17 protein-coding genes are annotated in these 16,479 nt (G+C 59.7%); 6 read left to right on the forward strand and 11 right to left on the reverse strand.

The genetic code is table 11. From position 1 onward, the window contains the following. Positions 1-2 precede the first annotated feature (2 nt). Positions 3-707, forward strand: coding sequence for an SGNH/GDSL hydrolase family protein (locus ACR0IM_RS16975; protein WP_480682625.1), 705 nt, complete (start codon positions 3-5; stop codon positions 705-707). Here the strand turns inward: ACR0IM_RS16975 and rarD are convergent. The 9 genes from rarD to ACR0IM_RS17020 form a co-directional block, all read right to left on the reverse strand. Beyond that, positions 698-1,603, reverse strand: coding sequence for an EamA family transporter RarD (rarD, locus tag ACR0IM_RS16980; protein ID WP_480682626.1), 906 nt, complete (start codon positions 1,601-1,603; stop codon positions 698-700). The two genes, ACR0IM_RS16975 and rarD, sit on opposite strands and share 10 nt — an antisense overlap. Positions 1,604-1,764: 161 nt before the next feature. Then, positions 1,765-4,218 carry a GcvT family protein gene (locus ACR0IM_RS16985; RefSeq protein ID WP_480682627.1) on the reverse strand — a complete coding sequence of 818 codons (2,454 nt, stop codon included), beginning with the start codon at positions 4,216-4,218 and terminating at the stop codon, positions 1,765-1,767. 89 nt (positions 4,219-4,307) lie between these two features. Continuing rightward, entirely contained in the window at positions 4,308-5,276 is a 969-nt protein-coding gene (locus tag ACR0IM_RS16990; RefSeq protein WP_480682628.1) for a GlxA family transcriptional regulator, read from the reverse strand. Between the two features lie 7 nt (positions 5,277-5,283). Beyond that, a complete protein-coding gene (locus tag ACR0IM_RS16995; RefSeq protein ID WP_480682629.1) occupies positions 5,284-6,177 on the reverse strand; it encodes a homocysteine S-methyltransferase family protein in 894 nt (297 codons plus the stop codon). A gap of 13 nt (positions 6,178-6,190) precedes the next feature. Continuing rightward, complete coding sequence (locus tag ACR0IM_RS17000) at positions 6,191-7,243, reverse strand: alcohol dehydrogenase family protein (protein WP_480682630.1); 1,053 nt, start codon at positions 7,241-7,243, stop codon at positions 6,191-6,193. A gap of 12 nt (positions 7,244-7,255) precedes the next feature. Beyond that, positions 7,256-7,732: a cupin domain-containing protein gene (locus ACR0IM_RS17005; RefSeq protein ID WP_480593986.1), complete on the reverse strand. Its 477-nt coding sequence runs from the start codon at positions 7,730-7,732 to the stop codon at positions 7,256-7,258. Between the two features lie 17 nt (positions 7,733-7,749). Continuing rightward, the gene (locus ACR0IM_RS17010; protein WP_480593988.1) at positions 7,750-10,197 is read right to left on the reverse strand and encodes a GcvT family protein; all 2,448 of its coding nucleotides are present in this window, start codon (positions 10,195-10,197) and stop codon (positions 7,750-7,752) included. 16 nt (positions 10,198-10,213) lie between these two features. Further along, positions 10,214-10,594, reverse strand: a complete 381-nt coding sequence (locus tag ACR0IM_RS17015) for a GFA family protein (protein ID WP_480682631.1) — start codon at positions 10,592-10,594, stop codon at positions 10,214-10,216. Between the two features lie 77 nt (positions 10,595-10,671). Next, positions 10,672-11,241, reverse strand: a complete 570-nt coding sequence (locus tag ACR0IM_RS17020; RefSeq protein WP_480682632.1) for a helix-turn-helix domain-containing protein — start codon at positions 11,239-11,241, stop codon at positions 10,672-10,674. A 56-nt stretch (positions 11,242-11,297) separates the two neighbouring features. Between ACR0IM_RS17020 and ACR0IM_RS17025 the strand changes: the two genes are divergently transcribed. After that, the gene (locus tag ACR0IM_RS17025; protein WP_480642475.1) at positions 11,298-11,633 is read left to right on the forward strand and encodes a DUF1294 domain-containing protein; all 336 of its coding nucleotides are present in this window, start codon (positions 11,298-11,300) and stop codon (positions 11,631-11,633) included. Between the two features lie 52 nt (positions 11,634-11,685). After that, entirely contained in the window at positions 11,686-12,045 is a 360-nt protein-coding gene (locus tag ACR0IM_RS17030) for a hypothetical protein (protein WP_480682633.1), read from the forward strand. On the opposite strand, the gene ACR0IM_RS17035 is transcribed toward ACR0IM_RS17030, so the two are convergent. Next, on the reverse strand, positions 12,042-12,494 hold the full coding sequence (locus tag ACR0IM_RS17035; RefSeq protein ID WP_480682634.1) for a GAF domain-containing protein: 453 nt from the start codon (positions 12,492-12,494) through the stop codon (positions 12,042-12,044). The genes ACR0IM_RS17030 and ACR0IM_RS17035 overlap by 4 nt on opposite strands. Positions 12,495-12,586: 92 nt before the next feature. Further along, the gene (locus tag ACR0IM_RS17040) at positions 12,587-13,759 is read right to left on the reverse strand and encodes a thiolase family protein (RefSeq protein ID WP_480593995.1); all 1,173 of its coding nucleotides are present in this window, start codon (positions 13,757-13,759) and stop codon (positions 12,587-12,589) included. Positions 13,760-13,860: 101 nt separating this feature from the next. Here ACR0IM_RS17040 and ACR0IM_RS17045 point away from each other — a divergent pair, with 101 nt between their 5' ends. The 3 genes from ACR0IM_RS17045 to ACR0IM_RS17055 all read left to right on the forward strand — a co-directional run bounded on the left by ACR0IM_RS17045 (position 13,861) and on the right by ACR0IM_RS17055 (position 16,462). After that, complete coding sequence (locus ACR0IM_RS17045; protein WP_480593997.1) at positions 13,861-14,199, forward strand: STAS domain-containing protein; 339 nt, start codon at positions 13,861-13,863, stop codon at positions 14,197-14,199. Positions 14,200-14,225: 26 nt separating this feature from the next. Continuing rightward, the gene (locus ACR0IM_RS17050) at positions 14,226-14,672 is read left to right on the forward strand and encodes an ATP-binding protein (protein WP_480682635.1); all 447 of its coding nucleotides are present in this window, start codon (positions 14,226-14,228) and stop codon (positions 14,670-14,672) included. A gap of 212 nt (positions 14,673-14,884) precedes the next feature. Beyond that, complete coding sequence (locus tag ACR0IM_RS17055; protein ID WP_480682636.1) at positions 14,885-16,462, forward strand: gamma-glutamyltransferase family protein; 1,578 nt, start codon at positions 14,885-14,887, stop codon at positions 16,460-16,462. Positions 16,463-16,479: the final 17 nt, after the last annotated feature.

Here is a 16,479-nt window from a genome sequence, read left to right on the forward strand (position 1 = left end):
CCATGCCTGTCGCCGCCGACCAGCTGTTGCGTGTGCCGTTGCTGCCGGTTCTGGCGGTTCAAGGCCTGTCGGTGCGCCGCAATGCTCAACTTTTGCCGGAACCCAGTGGCCCGCGCCAGGGGCGCGTGGGACGAGGGCCGCGACGGCGTCTTCTGATCGCAGGCGACAGTTCCGCCGCAGGGGTTGGCGCGGGGACACAGGCACAAGCTCTGTCTGGCTATCTCGTGGCACAGCTGGCCAAGCACTATACGGTTGAATGGCGGCTTGAGGCCACGACCGGACATACAACACAGGACACGATCGATCGACTAAGCGGCTTGACCGGCCAGTTCGATATGGCCATCACTGCGCTCGGCGTTAATGACGTGACACGCGGTGTGACGCGCCAAAAGTTCATCGCCCACCAAACCCAATTGCTGGATCTTTTGACCGGTCACCTGGGCGCGCGACGGCTGGTGGTCACGGCCGTGCCGCAGATGAACCTGTTCCCAGCACTGCCGCAGCCGCTGGCCTGGGTATTGGGACGGCAGGCCGCGCGGCTGGATCGCGGTTTGCAGCAAGTTGCGGCCAGCTTTCCACAGGCACGACATCTGCAACTGGATTTACCCAACGACCCGGCCCTCGCCGCGCCGGATGGCTACCACCCCAGCCCAAAAACCTATGCCATTTGGGCGGAAAAGGCCGCCCGCCTCTTGCGTCAGGCCTGAGCCCGCATCTGCCGGATCATCGGGATCGAATAGACCACCAACGCCGTCCAGATCAGCGGAAACGCGATCATGCGCCCCCGGTCGATCTGCTCACCAAATACGGTGATGGCTGTGATGAAAATCATGGTCGGCGCGATGTATTGCAGGATACCCATGGTCGACAGCCGCACCAGTTTCGCCCCGTTGGCATAAACCAGCAGCGGCACCGCCGTCACAACGCCTGCACAAGCCAGCAGCATAGTGTCGGTTGCCCCCACACCGAAATGCCCGGTGCCCTCCACACCCAGCCACGTGACGTACATCAGCGCTGGGATAAGCAGGATCACAACTTCAAGCAGAAACCCCTGATTTGGGCCAATCGGCAGCGACCGCTTGAAAAACGCGTAGAACCCCCAGCTGATCATCAAGCCCAGCGCCGCCCACGGCAGGCTGCCTGCCTCGACCACCAAAACCAGCACCCCTAACGCTGCAATTGCCACTGCTGCCAGTTGGATTTTCGTCAAAGGCTCACGCAACAGAACCGCGCCCAAAGCAATACTGAACAGCGGGTTGATGTAATAACCCAGCGCCGCATCCAGAGCCCGGTCATTGGCAATCGCCCAGACGTAAATCGCCCAGTTCACCGAAATCAGAGCCGCCGTTATGCAAGCCATCCCCAACATTTTTGGGTTCACCAGCGCCGCTTTTAAATCGCGCGTGCGCCCCAAGGCCACCAGCAACAGCCCCGCCACCGGAACCGACCAGATGATGCGGTGCGACACGACCTCAATCGGCCCCACATGAGACACCGCCTTCATATATAGCGGCAGAAAACCCCACAGGACATAGGCCGTCACGGCCAATGCCAACCCTTTGGGCGTATCTGCATTGTTGGGCGGTACAGGAGTGTCTGCCACGGCGGGTCTCCGACTGATACCGGATCTCTCTACGGCAAATCAGACCGGGTTGGAAACTACGAAAACTGTGAAGCAGGTCATCAGGAAATCTGATACGTCGCGACGCCCACCAGCACACCCCAAGAAAAAAGCCGGGGCGCCGCAGCGCCCCGACAGTTTGGTTATACTTTAACGCGTTCCGATTTCGGGTCGTACATCGGCTTCAGCGACGCCTCGGCTTTGACCTTCACGCCGCAGACGTCGATTTCGTAGGTCGAGGCAAGCACATCCGCTGCCTTTTCGCCTTCGCACGGTACGTAGCCCAGACCAATGGCAGCACCCAAAGTGTGGCCGTAGTTGCCCGAGCTCAGATAGCCCACATATTCACCATCACGGATGATAGGCTCATTGTGAAACAGCAGCGGCTCGGCATCGGTCAGTTTGAACTGCACCAGACGGTTCTTAGGACCACTTTCCTTGCGCGCAATCACCGCCTCGCGGCCGATGAAATCGCTGCCCTTGTCCACTTTGACCGCAAAGCCGAGCCCCGCATCCACTACGTGGTCTTCGCAGGTGATGTCGTGACCAAAGTGGCGGAAACCCTTCTCGATCCGGCAGCTGTCCATCATGTGCATCCCACAGAGTTTCAGCCCCATGTCCTGCCCGGCTTCGTGCAGCGTCTCGAATACACAACCAGCCATGTCGGACGAGACATAAACCTCCCAACCAAGCTCACCCACATAAGTCACGCGGTGCACGCGGGCGAGGCCCATGCCGATCTCGATTTCCTGCGCAGTGCCGAAAGGATTGGTCGCGTTCGAGAAGTCGTTGGGCGAGACTTTCTCCAACAGCGCGCGTGCGTTCGGGCCCATCACCGCCAGAACCCCTTCGCCAGCGGTCACGTCGGTAAGGACCACATTGAAGTTGCCCACATGGCGCATCATCCAGGTCTGATCGGCCAGACGCGTCGCAGCCGGTGTCACCACCAGATATGAGGTCTCGGTCAGTCGGGTGACGGTCACATCAGATTCGATCCCGCCAGTGCGGTTGAGGAACTGGGTATAGACGATCTTGCCGTTGGGCACCGAATAGTCGCCGCCGCCGATATAGTTCATGAACTTCTCGGCATCGGGTCCTTCGACGCGGATCTTGCCGAAAGACGACATGTCGTACATGCCGACATTTTCGCGCACAGCACGGTGTTCGGCCGCCGAGTTTTCGAACCAGTTCTGGCGCTTCCAGCTGTATTGGTATTCGCGCTCCTGCCCTTCATTTGCAAACCAGTTGGCGCGTTCCCAACCGGCGATTTCGCCCATGACAGCACCCTGTTCCAGCAGGTGATGGTGGAACGGTGTGCGGCGCACACCACGTGCGGTCGCCTTTTGCCGATAGGGGAAATGGTCCGCATAGAGCAGACCCAGCGTCTCTTTCGAGCGTTCAAACAGGTATTTCTTGTTGCCTTGGAACGGCTGCATCCGGCCGATGTCCACGTCACCCAAATCAAAGGGCTTCTCACCGCTGTCCATCCATTCGGCCAGCGCCATGCCCGCACCACCGGCGGACTGGATACCGATCGAGTTGAACCCCGCCGCGACCCAGACATTGTCCATCTCGGGTGCCAGACCCAGGTGATAGGCGTCGTCGGGAGTAAAGGACTCGGGGCCGTTGAAGAAGGTGTGAATGCCCGCCTCGGCCAGCATCGGCATCCGGTTACAGGCCGCTTCGAGGATCGGCTCAAAGTGGTCGAAATCTTCGGGTAGTTGGTCGAACTCAAAGGTGTCCGGAATACCACCCATGCCCCAGGGTTTGGCATTAGGTTCAAACGCACCCAGAAGGATTTTGCCCGCGTCTTCCTTGTAGTATGCGCACTCATCCGGAACACGCAGAACCGGCAGCTGTGTCAGGCCGTCGATGCCTTCGGTCACAATATAAAAGTGTTCGCACGCATGCAGCGGGACATTCACGCCCGCCATGCGGCCGACCTCGTGACCCCACATCCCGGCGCAGTTCACCACCATGTCGCATTCTATGTGACCCGAGGCGCTGCCATCGTCAGCCACCCAATCTACACCGGTTACCTTGCGCCCCTGCTTGACAATATCGGTGACCTTCACACGTTCCTTAACGATGCCGCCACGCTGACGAGCACCTTTGGCAAGGGCCAGCGCAATGTTCGCGGGATCGCCCTGTCCGTCCAGCGGCAGATACACTGCGCCTTTGACGTCTTCGATGTTTAAATGCGGATACAGCTCGGCCACGCGCTCGTTCGAGATCTCTTCAACCTCAACCCCAAAGGCGCGGGCCATGGCGGCCTGACGATAGATTTCCTCCTTGCGCTCTTCGGTCAGGGCAACGGTAATTGAGCCGCAGCGCTTGAAGCCGGTAGCGACCCCTGTCTCTTCTTCCAAAGAGCCGTAGAGCTCCTGGCTGTACTTCGCCAGCTTGGTCATGTTCGCCGTTGCACGGAGCTGTGCGATCAGACCAGCGGCATGCCATGTGGTGCCGCTGGTCAGCTGCTTGCGCTCCAGCAGGACAACGTCGCTCCAGCCCTTTTTGGTCAGGTGATACGCGACCGAGCATCCAATGACGCCGCCGCCGATGATGACCACTCGGGCCTTGCTGGGAAGATCAACCATCCTGAAATCTCCGCTGTGTCAGGTTTTGCGCAAAATGCCACGGAAGATCGACACTAAATGCACCAAAAACGTCACAGTATCGGCGATTTTCACCGATATGTCGCCGCCCGCTTTTCCCGTCGGACAACAAAGGGGGTGACACCGAAAAAACTTTTGTAAACAGAAGAAAAACCGTTGGGAAACCCGCAGGCTAGACCGATTTCACGGACGCTCATGGTGGTGTTGAGCAACAGGTTATTGGCTTTGGCCAGCCGCATTTCGCGATAAAACCCGTTCGGCGTGGTGCCAAAGTAATTTTTGAATTTCCGCTCCAAAGACCGGTTCGACAGGTGCAGTGATTCGACAATCTGGTGGATCGGCAGCGGGTCTTCGATATTGGCCTGCATCAGTTTGATGCACAGATCCAGCTTGGCGTCGCCGGTTGCGGTCTTCTTGGCCCCGGAAAACGGCTGCATCGAGGCAAAGTCGCGGATATTTTCGTGCAGCATGATGTCGGCCACGGTCATCTTGGCCGGTCCCGAGATATGCCGGCCTATGACGGCTAACGCCACATCCGTCGTCGCCCCCATCCCGGCGCAGGTCACCACCGCGCCCTGTTCTGTCGCGATCGACAGCTTGGCCTCAAACCGGGCGCCGCGTTCGCGCAGGAACGAGGCATTTTCCCAATGCGTTGCCATGTCGTCTGTGCCCTGTTCATCAATATAGCGGCTGGCGGCTTCGGCCAGCAAAAACACCTTGGCCCCGCGGTAGGTATAATCCGTCACCACGCGGCCCAGAGACAGGTCCGGGTGATCCGGGTTGGAATTGCCAATCACGAACAGGTAATTCGCCTCGGGTTGGGCCTGCACTGGTTCCGTTTGCACCACCGCATCGCTGCTGCTGGCAATCGGGCCGCCTTTCAGCGAACGATAGGTATAGGTGAACGGAGGTGTCGGACACACGCGATTGGCCAGCCGCAGCACTTCAACCAGCGAGGCCAGTTCCAAGAGCACAAATCCCGGCGCAACCAGGATATCGAATTGGAGCTGATCTGAATTGCCCGCAGGTTTCCGCATCATCTACACCTCAGACGATCTGGTGACCGGCAGAACGCAACTGGTTGGCCAGAGTTTCGATGTGATCCGGGCCGACCTCGCAGCAGCCGCCGACAATGGTCGCCCCGTGCGCAACCCATACCATCACATGATCGGCATAGGCCTCAGGCCCCAGATCGTGACGTTGCTCCAGCGCGTCTACGGTGGGCGCGTCTTCCAGGAATTTCTGAGTAATGCCGGTGAACCCGTTGGCATAGGCCCCGAACGGTCGACCCAGTTTTGCGATGACGTTCAGAGCTGCGGGAATGGCCTCGGGACGCGAGCAATTGATCAGCACGGCCTCGGGCGAATACCGATCAACCAATGGCGCGACGTCGGACAGCGGCTCGCCCGAGCGCAGGCGTGTACCATTGTCGTCCATCACTGTCAGCGCCAACCAGGCGGGCTTGCCGCCTTCCGCGGCGCCGCGCAAGGCACCTTCGGCTTCCTGAACCGAGGATACGGTTTCGATCAGGAAAAAATCTACGCGATCTGCCATCAGCTTCGCCAGCTCAGCGAACTTCTCAGCCGCCTCGTCCACGTCGGGGTTCAGGTCAGGCCGGTACGAGGCCAGAAGCGGCCCAAGCGCCCCTGCAATGCGCCCGCCATTTGATCCCCGCGCCCGTTCGGCCTGTGTCAACGCCGCGTTGATCAGGTCGGCAAGCTGCGCCTCCATCCCCTCCCGAACCAACCGAGACCGGTGCACGGCGTAGGTGTTCGTCGTGGCAACGGTGGCACCCCGGCGAAAATACTCGGCATGAACGTCCCCGACCAATTCGGGGTGGTCAATCATCACCCGGGTCGACCACAATGGAGTCGGCTGTTTCCCGCTGCGCTTGACCAGTTCCTGCCCGATTGAGCCATCCAGAAGAGTGATTTTCGCCATTACCCCAGCCTTTTCACGGAATCAGAACAAGTTTGCCCGGGAACGTCTTGGATTGGAAATCCGCCTGCGCCGCCGCAATGTCCCTTAGCGGATAAGTCTTTGAGATCAAGGGCCTGATCCGGCCGGCATTGATCATCTCGACCAACCTCCCGAACACCTCAAAGGCCTGATGGGTGCAGCCATGGATGGTAATGTCGCGCAGATAGATGTCGCGCAGGTCGGCCTGAACGATTGGCCCCGCAATTGCGCCCGACACGGCATAGTGGCCACCAGGCTTCAGGGCCAGGACCAAGCCGGGCCATGCCGGGCCGCCCACAACGTCGATCACCACATCGAACATGTCCGCAGGCAGCACCGCATCGCGTGCAAAGGTCGCTGCCGCACCTTGCCCTTTGACCACCTCGGCCTTGGCCGGGCTGGTTACGCCCCAGACAGTTGCGCCCCGCAGCGCCGCCAGTTGCACAGCGGCCAGACCGACACCACCGGACGCCCCTGTAATCAGAACCTTCTGACCCGAGGTTACACCCGCACGGGTCAGAAGGTTTTCGGCGGTGCCAAAGGCGCAGGGGATGGCGGCAATTTCGACATCCGACAAGGGAGAGGCGGTCACGTCATACAGATCATCCGCCTCAACAAGACAATATTGCGCAAATGCACCATCCATTTCCGAGCCCAGAGCAATAAACCCGGTCGGATGGCCCGGTTGCGGGCGGGGCAGGTTGATCGGGCAGGTTACCCGCTGACCCGGTTTGAACCTGGTTCCCGGCTCGGCTAGTTCGACGACGCCGCAAAGGTCCCCGCCCTGAATGCGCGGAAACTGCAGCGCGCCGCCCCAGCCTCCGACCTCGACGTCCTGATCAACGGCATCAGTCGCGCCCGTCACATCAGCGGAATACCAGCCGACACGCGTGTTGATATCGGTGTTGTTCACCCCCGCGGCGAGAACCCGAACCAGCACCTGCCCCGGTCCGGGCTGGGGCAACGGTATATCCTCGCGCCAGTTCAGCGCCTCCGGCCCGCCGTGTTGGGTCAGATAAACGCCAGACATTGTATGGGGGAGTGTCATCTGATGCCGCTTTCAGGTCTGATCGTCCGGATGTGGCGGAACCGGACCCATCGGGATGATGTCATAGCGGGCGTTCAGAGCAGCCATCTTTGCCTCATCTGCGAAATCGGCCTGGCTCATTGCCGCAAGCTCTGCGAGGAAACCGTCAAACCCCGATGGTTGAAAGATCATCAGCATCCGCGCGGGTTTCCCTCCCGCCACACGGCAGGCATGGGGCACACCGGGCGGGACATGCATCGTGGTGCCTGCCGTGCACCGGTGCCAGTCGCCATCGACGTAGAAATCCACCTTACCTTCCAGAAAGTAGAAGGTCTCGGCATGGCTGTCGTGGCGATGAAGGCCAAGCGCGAAGCTGGCCTTCAGATTGTCTTCCATGAGCGTATAGGCACCACCTGAGTCCTGACCGGAAACCTTGACGAAGGTATGGTCGTTTTCCCAGTCATAGTTGGGGCCTGCGCCAGGCCCCAGTTTGGAGTATCGCTTGCTCATGGCAGCTCCGTCCGGGGTTATGCGCGCAGCCGCTCGTTTGCCGGATCCCAGAGCGGTTGGTCCTCTTGTACCACAGCACGGTATTTCTGGCCGTAGATTTCCACCTCCAGCTCAGTGCCCGGGTTGGCGGCTTCGGTCTTGACCATGCCCAGTGCGATGGACTTTCCAACGCGATAGCCCCAGGCGCCCGAGGTGGTCTCGCCCACGATCTCGCCATTCTGCGAGATGCAGGACATGTAGGGTGCGTCGCAATCACCGGCCTCAACGGTCAGCGTGACAAAGGCTTTCTTAACACCCTGCTGCTTTTCGTTCTGGATCGCAGCCTTGCCGGGGAAGTCCTGCGGCTTGTCCAGTTTGACGAACCGTCCCAGACCACCTTCCAGCAGCGAGTAGTCACTCGACAGATCGCCCTTCCAGGTGCGGTAGCCCTTTTCGATCCGAAGCGCGTTCAGCGCATACATACCGAAGGGTGTCGCACCGGCGTCGAGGATCGCCTCGTAAATCGCGGGCATGTCCTCGTTCAGGGCGTGCACTTCCCAGCCCAGTTCACCGGCGAAGGACACACGGATCAGGAAGGCCGATTTACCAGCTACTATGGCCGCCTGATGGGTCAGCCAGCCGGTGGTCAGGTCCGCATCGGTCAGACCCGACAGGATCTCACGCGATTTCGGGCCGGTCACGATCAGGGTGTCGCGGGTGGTGGTGACGTCCTCGACGGAAACGCTGGCGGGCATGACCTTTGTCAGGATATCACGGTCATGCCACTGTGCGGTGGCGGCAGTGATCATCATGAACTCATCCTCACCCAGACGGACACAGGACATCTCGGTCAGGATGCGGCCCCGGTCATCAGAGATGTAGACCAGATTGATGCGGCCGACCTTGGGCAGACCACCGGTGATCAGGCCGCGCAGGGCCTCGGCCGCGCCTTCACCTTTGACCATGAAGCGCGAAAAGCCCGGCAGGTCGAGCACGCCGCAATTGTCGCGGACGGCTTCACACTCTTCCTTGATGCGCTGTTCCCACGGGCCGGACCGGCCCCATGTGTGGGTGGCTTCCTCGGAGGTGTTGTCGCCCGGCTTGGCGAACCAGTTGGCGCGTTCCCAACCGTTATACGCGCCCATGACACCGCCCAGTTCTTTGACCTTGGCATGGACCGGTGACAGCTTCTTGTCACGCGCTGCAGGCCATTCGTGATGTGGGAAATGCATGGCGTATTCGTTGCCGTAGACCTCCATACCTTTCTGGTTGCAGTAATCCTGATCGGTATAGTCGGTGTAGCGGCGCGGATCGACCGCCCACATATCCCATTCAGTGTGGCCATCGACGATCCATTCGGCCAATACCTTGCCTGCGCCACCGCCTTGTGCAATGCCGAAGGTAAAGCTGTGCGCCTCGAACGCGTTTGTCACGCCCGGCATCGGGCCGATCAGCGGCAGACCATCCGGAGCGTAGGGGATCGGGCCATTGATGACGCGTCCAACGCCTGAGGTGGCCATCAGCGGCACCCGCTCCATCGCGTCGGTGATGATGTCTTCGATGCGGTCCAGATCGTCATTCCACAGCTGGAACGAGAAATCCTCGGGCATCGGATCGTTTTCGGTCATCCATTCACCCTTACAGTTGGGCTCGTAGGGGCCGAGGTTGAAGCCGTTCTTTTCCTGACGCAGGTAGTACGAGATATCCACGTCGCGCAGCAGCGGCAGCTTGCCGCCGTTTTCTTTCGACCAAGCCTCGACCTCGGGCACTTCGTCGGTCAGCAGGTACTGGTGGCTCATGACCATCGCGGGCACGGTGCGGCCACCATATGGCTTGAACATCTCGCCCACGCGCTGCGCGTAGTAGCCGGCGGCATTCACCACATAGTCACAGGCGATGTCGCCTTTTTCGGTGTGTACGGTCCAAGTTCCGTCGTCATGTTGGGTCACACCTGTGGCCGGGCAGAATCGGATGATCTTCTGCCCCATGTCGCGGGCACCTTTCGCCAGCGCCTGAGTCAGCTGCGCCGGGTCGATATCACCGTCAGTGGGGTCATACAGTACACCTTCCAGATCATGGGTTTCGAGGAACGGGTAATGCTCTTTCGCCTGTTCCGGAGTCCACATCTCCATCGGGATGCCCTGATACTTGCCCATAGCCATGGCGTGTTCGAATTCCTGCATCCGCTCTTTGCTATGCGCCAGACGGATCGAGCCCGAAACGTGGTAGTTCATTGGGTAGTCAACCTCTTCGGCCAAACCCGAATACAGCTCGGTTGAATAGCGCTGCATGTTCATGATCGCCCAAGAATTCGAAAACGTGGGGACGTTACCCGCCGCGTGCCAGGTCGAGCCGGCTGTCAGTTCGTTCTTTTCCAGCAGAACGCAATCGGTCCAGCCCTTCTTGGCCAGATGATACAGGGACGAACAGCCAACTACGCCGCCGCCGATGATGACCACACGGGCCTTGGTTGGAAAATCGCTCATGTGTTTTGATCCTCTTTTACTGTGCCCGCCGGGGCAGATCGTCTGTGATGTCGTAGTAATCGCCCTTTTCGGCCACAAAGATGTGCCGGGCGAGGTTCAGTCCGGTGGGTTCGCTCAGGGCGCCCATGGAAATGGAAATCGTGTCCTCGTCATTGTGCTGCCAGAACAGGAACGAACCACAGGCACTGCAGAAGCCGCGCCGTGCGGTGTCTGATGCCCGGAACCAACGCAGCGTGTCGCTGGCGGTAAAGCTGAGGTTGTCCTGATGGGTCGAGGTCGAGGCCCAGACATGGCCCGATTGCTTGCGGCATTGGCCGCAATGGCAGGCCGAGGGCGGTGACAGATCGCCGTCGATGGCAAACGAAACAGCGCGGCAAAGGCAGGAACCGGTATGCATGTGATTATCTCCTTGCTGCTGGCGCATGGATGAGCACCTGCCCAACCCCACCAAAATTGAATGCAGGACCCGACATGTCAGTACACTGGCGGCGCGATGACCCAGATGGCCACTGCGGGCTCATCATAGGGATTGGCCCATTGATAAGGCTCGTTCTTGATGCGAAAACTGTCCCCCGGACCGACCGAAAATGCACGGCCCCCGATCATCAGATCCAAACGACCCGACACCAAATAGCCGACCTCTTGCGTTGGGCGATTTGCGGGCGTCTGCATCTTCGAGAATGGCTCGAACGTGGAATGCACCATTTCGAAGTCATCGGTCAGATCAGGTGAAAGCAGCTCTTCGATCAACCCTTCCTCGCCCGAACCCATCGGGCGGCGCAACCCGGCACGCACGACATAACCCTGCTCGTCCACCGGCACTGAGGAATGCGCAAACAGCATCGACATCGGCACACCCAGGCATTCGGCGATCTGGCGCAGGTCCGAGATCGAAGGGTCGGACATGTCCCGCTCAACCTGGCTGAGCCATCCGACCGAGCGGTTCAGACGTTCGGCTATTTCGGTCAGCGTCAGCCCACGCGCCTTGCGAAGGGCGCGGATATCTGCACCAAGCGTCGCGCTATGGGGGGCATGAGTGTTCACGTGCCGCTCCGATTCCGGTGAAATTTTTCTCTCCTTTTTCACGATGACCCAGATTCGTGAAATTTCCAAGAGTTTTTTCATTTACACGTGAAAGCGTACCGGTTTATGCCAAGGCCATGTGGATTGCAGTGATCTATCTTTGGGCGATCAACGCCCTGACGCTATTGGCATTTGCGTGGGACAAGGCCCGCGCCCGGCGGCGCAAAGGCAGGGTTCCGGAACGTCGGTTGCTGTGGCTGGCCGCACTGGGCGGCAGCCCTGGTGCGGTTCTGGGCCGCTGGATTTTCAACCACAAAACCCGCAAACGCGGCTTTTCGATGCGGCTTCTTCTTATTGTCGGGATGCAGGTTGTCTGCGGCTTTTTTCTTGTGCAGTTTGCGCAGGCAAATTGATCAGAAAAGTGCTGTTCAAGCCAACGTACTGGGTGAATTTACGGGGTAGCCGATGGATCTTGTATTGCAGTCGATCAAGTACATGCTTTGGCTGAACGGAGCGATGACTGTCGGCGCGACTGGAATCGCCATTGGATACAATTCGCCCGAAGCCATTGCGGTATCCCTGCAGATCGGGCTGGTCATCTTGATCTTGCTGGCCTTTCGTGCCGGTCTCCGCAGAGAAAAGCGTTGGGTTGCCCTGTTATTTGCCGTGTTCTGCACAGTTGACCTGTTTGGCGCGATTTCAGGCGGCATTTCGCTGCGGAACGCCATCAACCTCGTTGACGGTATCTTGTCGTTCGTCGCCATTTGCGGTGTCATCATTTGGCTGCGCGAGCGCAGCATCACAGCCTCACAATCAAAGGCCTAACAGGCAAAGACCTGCGCCAGAATGCGAGCCAGTTTGTCGGCATCTTCCTCGTCAAAAGCATCCGGCTGATCGCTATCAATGTCGAACACGGCAATAACTTCACCCGATGCGTCGCGCACCGGCAGCACCAGTTCGGACCGGGTGGACGACGCGCAGGCGATGTGACCCGGAAACGCATCCACGTCCGGCACCAACTGCACCTCGCCGGTGCGGGCCGCCGCCCCACAGACGCCGCGATCAAAGGGGATGACCAGACAGCCGTGCCCGCCTTGATAGGGGCCGATCTTCAGCAGGCCCGGTTCAGTCACCCGGTAAAACCCGGTCCAGTCAAACCGGTCGTCGGCGTGATGCACCTCGCAGGTGATCGTTGCCATCAGGGCGACCTGATCCGTTTCGCCTGCTGTAAGGGCGGCGATGGTTTTGGCGAGCGTGTCGTAATTAACAGTCATGGTCAGTCTTATTCCGTATGGGGCGGGGGCACTGCCCCATCTTGAGTCAATGACTCAATTCACCCCCGGAATATTTTCAAAAGGATGCAGCGTCAAATTCGTTCGATGGCAACGGCGGTACCTTCTCCTCCGCCGATGCAAATGGCCGCAACACCGCGTTTGAGGTTCCGCTTTTCCAGTGCGTTCAGCAGCGTGACCATGATCCGCGCCCCCGACGCTCCGATCGGGTGGCCCAACGCACAAGCACCGCCATTCACGTTCACCTTATCGCGCGGCAGGCCCATCTCGTGCATGAAAGCCATGGGGACAACGGCGAAGGCTTCGTTGACTTCCCAAAGGTCCACATCATCATGGGACCAGCCGATGGTCGAGAGCAACTTTTGCGCTGCAGGAACCGGAGCCGTCGTGAAAAGGCCAGGCGCCTGCGCATGGCTGGCGTGACCGACGATCCGGGCACGCACCGTCAGGCCCTGCGTCTCGGCAGCGTCGGCCGAGGCCAGCACCAGCGCGGCGGCACCGTCAGAGATTGATGAGGAATTGGCCGCCGTCACCGTGCCGTTCTTGCGGAAGGCGGGTTTCAGCGTCGGGATTTTGTCGGGCCGCGCGGATTGCGGTTGCTCGTCTTGGCCAAAGGTGACCTCACCCTTGCGAGAGCGGGTGGTGACCGGTGTGATCTCGCCCTCGAAAGCGCCGTTTTCCTGCGCCGACAGGGCGTTGGACAGCGATTGCAGCGCGTATTCGTCCTGCGCTTCGCGGGTAAACTGATAGGCTTCGGCGCAGTCTTCTGCGAAGGTGCCCATCAGGCGGCCCTTGTCATAGGCATCCTCGAGCCCGTCCAGGAACATATGATCGACTACCTGACCGTGCCCGATCCGCGCGCCCCCGCGCATTTTTGGCAACAGGTAGGGGGCATTGGTCATGCTCTCCATCCCGCCCGCGATCATCGTGTCGGCGTGGCCCAGAGCGATCTGGTCAAAGGCCATCATCGCGGCTTTCATCCCCGATCCGCACATCTTGTTCAGGGTCGTCGCGGGCACCTCTTCGCCCAAGCCTGCTGCAAACCCGGCTTGTCGCGCTGGCGCCTGGCCCTGACCCGCGGGCAGCACGCATCCCATCAGCACCTCGTCCACCGTTTCAGCGCCAGCACCCTGCAGCGCGGCCCGGATGGCGGCTCCACCCAACTCGGCGGCTGCCACGCCGTCAAACATCCCTTGAAATCCCCCCATGGGTGTGCGCGCGGCCCCGGCGATAACAACCTGTTTCATCGGCGTGTTCCTCCTTTTTTCCATTCGATGGATACCGAATGGTAAGATTTGCCGTCTAGCGTATTTCTACTAGCGAATTTCAGATTAGAGGACCGTCGCGCATGGCCCTGACCAGCACAACAACCGACGAAACCCAGATTATCAAAGTACATTCAGACCGAATTGATGCGGCCATGGCTATCCAGTTCAAGGAAGACATGCGCAACGAGGCCGAAGGCGGCACCACACGGGTGGTGCTGGACCTGAGCAGCGTTGAGTTCATCGATTCAAGCGGGCTGGGCGCCATTGTCGCCTCGATGAAGCAGCTAGGCAACGACCGCAGGCTGGATCTGGCCGGGCTGCATCCCTTTGTCGAAAAGGTGTTTCGACTGACCCGGATGGACACGGTCTTCAAACTGTACCCGACGCTGGATGACGCCTTGTCGGCCACCGCCAGCTGACCCTCTTGACCATCTGAATAGGCCCAATGCCCATGTGTAACGGCAAGTGTTTGGATCTGAGCTTTGCAGCGACCGAGTCTGAGGCCAGCGCGGGTATTGCGCAGCTCAGCAGATGCCTTGCGACACAGGGGTTGCCGCAGCAAAAGGCGGGTGACGTAAAGATTGCTCTGGCCGAAGCGATCAACAATGTTGTGGAACACGCCTATGCCGATGTGACGCCCGCAAAAGTCAAGGTGCGATGCCGCCTGCATCGGAACTGTCTCGATATCGTGATCTCCGACACCGGCAACCCCCTGCCCGGGTTTCGGGTACCAGACGGGGTTCCGGCACCGTTGGGATCAACCGTCGATGAACTGCCCGAAGGAGGGTTCGGCTGGTACCTGATCCACGAATTGACCAGCGATATCCGATATGTACACTCCGATGGCTGCAACCGGCTATCGCTGCGGTTTGACTTTCCCGATCCCGCCTGACGGCAAGAAAACGTCACAATAAGGCCCAGATCGAACCATTGTAGCGCCGCAAACAACGGGCAAAAAGATACCTGTAGCTCAGATAGCTTCCCTCGGCGTCAAGTGTCACAGCCCCCACCCAGTGAACGGCGCCGAGGAACTTCTCCCCCATGTGACTGGACAACCTCTGACCGCGCGATATCTTCGGCGCGTTCAAAGCGGGGAAACGCACCATGCGGGATTTTCACACTCCGGGCCGATCCGAAGTTCTGGCGACCGAAGGAATGTGCGCCACGTCGCACCCTCTGGCCGCGAAAGTGGCCGTGGATGTTCTTGCACAGGGCGGAAACGCGATGGATGCGGCCATTGCCGGAGCGGTCCTGCTGGGCATTTGCGAACCTCAAATGACCGGGTTGGGGGGCGACTGTTTTGTCCTATACAACCGGGCCGGAGAGGATGATGTTCGCGCCCTGAACGGTTCGGGCCGTGCGCCTGCCGCAACCGATGCAGAGAAACTGCGGGCGCAAGGGTTGACTGCGGTACCCCTGAATACCCCGGATGCTGTAACCATCCCCGGCGCTGTAGATGCGTTCTGCCACTTGGCGGAAACCGAGGGCAAGCTGGGGCTGGATGTCATCCTGCAACCCGCCATTCACTATGCCGAGACAGGTGTACCGGTTGCGCCAAGGGTTGCTTTTGACTGGGCGGTCGGGGCGGCCACCCTGCAAGGGGCGGCGCGGGCGCATTATCTAATCGATGACAAGGCACCCGGGATTGGGCAGGTTTTCCAATCCCCCGGTCAGGCCGAGGTCCTGCGCCGGATTGCCCGGAACGGGCGGGACGCATTTTATTCCGGCGACATTGCCGAGGATATGCTCGCCGTGCTGGCTCAACGGGGTGGTACCCATACGGTTGAGGATTTTCTTGCCAATGCCTGTACCGAGACCCAACCTGTCAGCGGCTTGTATAACGGGCTGGAACTGGTCGAGCACCCGCCCAATGGTCAGGGCGCCACTGCAATTTTGCTGCTGAACATACTCAAGAATTTCGACCTCGCCAGCCTCGACCCGTTCGGGGCCGAACGTCTGCATATCGAAGCTGAAGCCTCAAAACTGGCCTATGACGCCCGCAACCGGTTTATTGCCGATCCCGATCACACAATGCACGCGGATCGATTTCTGGATCAGGACGTGGCCGATAGGCTGGCCGCGCTGATCGACCCAAAGCGCGCAATGCCTGCTGCGGCCCCGCTGACCGAAGCCATTCACAAAGACACCGTCTATATCACAGTGGTGGACCGAGACAGGATGGCGGTCTCGTTGATCTATTCCATCTTCCACAGCTTCGGCTCGGGGATCGCATCCGAAAAATATGGCATTCTGCTGCAAAACCGCGGGGCTGGCTTTACACTGCAAGCAGGTCACCCCAATGAGTTGAGCGGCGGCAAACGCCCTATGCACACCATCATTCCCGGGATTCTGAAACAAAATGGCCGGATTCTGATGCCGTTTGGAGTGATGGGCGGCGCCTACCAGCCCACCGGTCACGCCCGGTTCATGTCAAACCTGACCGACCACGAACTGGCCATGCAAACCAGCATCGATGCGCCGCGTGCTTTTGCGGACAACGGCGTGTTGAAGCTGGAACGCGATATTTCGCCCAAAGTGGCTCAACAATTGTGTGAATTGGGCCACACTGTTGAAGTACCGGAAACGCCGCTGGGCGGAGCACAAGCCATTCGAATCTGTGAAAATGGTGTTCTGATGGGCGCAAGTGACCCGCGGAAAGACGGTTGCGCGCTCGGGTATTGACCGGCGAACGCGCTGCC

Source organism: Ruegeria sp. BF6 (genome assembly GCF_056538665.1).